This is a genomic window from Polaromonas sp. P1_E1_2 (genome assembly GCF_056406035.1).
In genome coordinates this window covers 1-2,052 of record NZ_JBFUAZ010000698.1, presented here as the reverse complement: position 1 = coordinate 2,052, position 2,052 = coordinate 1, and the positions used below count along the sequence as shown (strand labels likewise).

Below are 2,052 nucleotides of genomic sequence, written 5' to 3'. Positions count from 1 at the left end.
CGCAGTGGCAATGCGCCGCGACGTTTTCCGTATCGAGCGACCTGTTAGACCGCGGAACCCTGCTAAGGACGTCGCTGGACAAAGAGCCTCCATGCGGGGTATCCGGCAAGTAGCAGACAAGTGGCGAGCATTGCGACAAAGCCATAACCCGACACAATGCCCGGTGCTAGCCACTCGACCAAGCCCACGAGGGCAAAAAACCAGACGAGCCCCATCGCGAAAAGTGCGCCAATGAAATGAATGGCCTTGGACATGGGCGGCTGTTCTTATGCGACCTGACGTTTGAATTCAGCGGCCGCCAATGGCGGTCCGCTGGAATGATGGATTAAACCGCACGCTTGAAAGCAAGCATGGAAACTGCGGCCACAAGAGACAGCTTTGAAAGCAGCGGGAGGTATACCGAAAGAACGTGACCCAAAGGAGCTTCGTCATATTCGACGAAGACCACTGCGCGCCAGATTTCAGCGGGACGACCAACGCCGACCGGCAAAAAGAATAAGTTCCAGAGCAAACCGCTGAGGCCAGCTATGGCGAAGCAAGCACCAGCAAGCCATGAGTGACGAAGCCATACAAACACGGCTAGAGCAAGCCATAAAAGCGGCAAGCCCCAGAGCGATAGCTTCGTGAGTCGATGTGCGATGGAGTCCATGAGGTCTAACGTTGGCGCTGCCCGGCGCGCAGCATGCGCCGCGAAGCGGCAACCTGCTGCTGCATGTCCGCGTCGAGCACCCTGTTAGATTGAATTTCTTTTCCTGAGCTTGTGAAGTGCATAGCCAGTGAATCCTTGATGTATGAAACCGAATAGTGCCATGAGAGGTATCCAAGCGGCAAAGTATTGGGGCAAAGCCAGTAGCACCATCAGGCAAGCCAACAGGCCCGCTCCAAACGTTAAGTCGCGCCAAGCAAACCATCGCGCAAATGCTTCAATGCCTTCAGGCGGGCGCGCAATCCATTGATGTGTAAGTTCAACGCGGCCTTTGACTCCCATCTGATAGGCGCGCCAGAGAAGAAATGACGCCATACCAACAGGCAGGACCAGAAATACTAAAACCGTGAGCGCGTACATTTGAAAATCTAACGTCGAAGCTGCCCGGCACGCAGCATGCGCCGCGAAGCGGCATTCTGCAGCTGCGTGTCCGTGCCGAGCGAAATGTTAAGTCTCATATACCCCGCGCCTCAAATTCGTCAACCAAGGCGTACCACTTCTCGATCTCTTCCCTTCGCTGCGCATTTCCTTCCAAGACATCCACTTGGTGACGCGCCAAGTAGAACTCATTTTCCCCTCGTATCCGTCCGCGCGCCTTGATTTTCTCCAGCCGCGCTTCCTCCTTAGCAGAGAATTCAGGGTAATGGATAGCGATCGCACGGTCGAGCGCCTTTGCAGCATGCGCCCGCATCGCAGGTGGTAACGATTTCAACAGCATGGGTGTCTCTCGCAAGCCCTGTTCCATGCCTGTTGYAAGCGCGGACCTCGGGTGTTCCCCGGTAGGCTCAGCGTAAATCGGTCGAGCTTTTTTCCAGCTCTCGCATAGCTGCAGGGTACGCTCATCTTCTACGGTCGCGAGTTCGCTGTGCAGATCGTCATAGAGTGCGACCAACTTCGAGAGCTTGTCAGTGCGTGACATATGTGAGACTTAACGTAATGTATGCCGCAAAACCTGCGGTATAACCTGGCGCTTGCAATCTAATCTGGACATCTAAAACCCCTGTAAGCCGCTTGCATGCTGGGTTTCAAGCCCACAAACAGTAAATTTATACAGTTATAAAAATTCCGTGAAACCCCGCAAATTTTCCGTCCAGTTTCACCCAGCTTTTTGCATTGAGCAAGTTGACGACATGATCCAAACGATGAAAGCGCTCTGAGCAAGCCGTCCTTAAAACCGCCGGCTCCGCAGTCCCATTGTTTCCTGCATCTTCAACCCTTTTAAGGCTGCACGCCGCGTGATGCTCAGGCCCTGACCTCTTTTGCAGTGATTTGATACATGAAATCATCCGGTGCGTAGGAGTCAAAACGGCCGGCCGCATTTTCAGCCACGGGGTACATGAAGAAGC

The 2,052-nt window shown here is 54.1% G+C and carries 3 protein-coding genes; all 3 read right to left on the bottom strand.

Annotated elements, in window-relative coordinates; all coding sequences use genetic code 11:
- Positions 1 to 325: 325 nt before the first annotated feature.
- The 3 genes from AC1D1P_RS21870 to AC1D1P_RS21860 all read right to left on the bottom strand — a co-directional run bounded on the left by AC1D1P_RS21870 (position 326) and on the right by AC1D1P_RS21860 (position 1,625).
- Entirely contained in the window at positions 326 to 649 is a 324-nt protein-coding gene (locus AC1D1P_RS21870; RefSeq protein WP_477668942.1) for a hypothetical protein, read from the bottom strand.
- Positions 650 to 733: 84 nt separating this feature from the next.
- Positions 734 to 1,066: a hypothetical protein gene (locus tag AC1D1P_RS21865; protein WP_477674420.1), complete on the bottom strand. Its 333-nt coding sequence runs from the start codon at positions 1,064 to 1,066 to the stop codon at positions 734 to 736.
- Positions 1,067 to 1,160: 94 nt separating this feature from the next.
- The gene (locus AC1D1P_RS21860; RefSeq protein ID WP_477674419.1) at positions 1,161 to 1,625 is read right to left on the bottom strand and encodes a hypothetical protein; all 465 of its coding nucleotides are present in this window, start codon (positions 1,623 to 1,625) and stop codon (positions 1,161 to 1,163) included.
- Between the last annotated feature and the right edge of the window lie 427 nt (positions 1,626 to 2,052).

Bases quoted from the DNA above. Each gene is read 5' to 3' on its own strand.
- AC1D1P_RS21865 (WP_477674420.1), bottom strand. From the start codon at position 1,066: ATGTACGCGCTCACGGTTTTAGTATTTCTGGTCCTGCCTGTTGGTATG.
- AC1D1P_RS21870 (WP_477668942.1), bottom strand. From the start codon at position 649: ATGGACTCCATCGCACATCGACTCACGAAGCTATCGCTCTGGGGCTTG.